Genomic DNA, 417 nt, shown 5'->3' on the forward strand with positions numbered 1-417 from the left:
AGGAATATGTAGCTACCGCACTTGAGCAGCTGACGGATGCGTCTGTAGATGACCTGGAGCCGGTTATCCGCACCGGGTACCGTCGTACGACTGTATATTTGCCCCAGTCCGAGCAGAATCCGGTGGATTCTCGCCTCACGATTGATACTTCGCTCACTTGGACTCCGCTTTCAGAAAGTGCGCTCATGTACACCGCAGACGGTGGTGAAGGGCCAACCAAGTATCAGGTCGGTACCGAATATACTGCACCCGGTACGGTGATTATCGAAACGAAATCCGGCAGTGCACCGTCGGTCGCTGATAAGTATCTGTGGCGCGCTGGCATCCGACCCGTCAAAATTTCTAAGTTTGCTACGGGTATGGCCGCGTTGAATCCTCAGCTACCGGCGAACAAGTGGAAGCGCACGATTCAACATT

At 54.0% G+C, this 417-nt stretch carries 1 pseudogene; it reads left to right on the forward strand.

Annotated features, from left to right (window positions below):
• Positions 1-98: 98 nt before the first annotated feature.
• Positions 99-417: pseudogene (locus EAS64_RS42910) on the forward strand (hypothetical protein); the annotation flags it as partial.

Origin of the sequence: Trebonia kvetii (assembly GCF_007827045.1) — a bacterium.
Lineage (GTDB): Bacteria > Actinomycetota > Actinomycetes > Streptosporangiales > Streptosporangiaceae > Trebonia > Trebonia kvetii.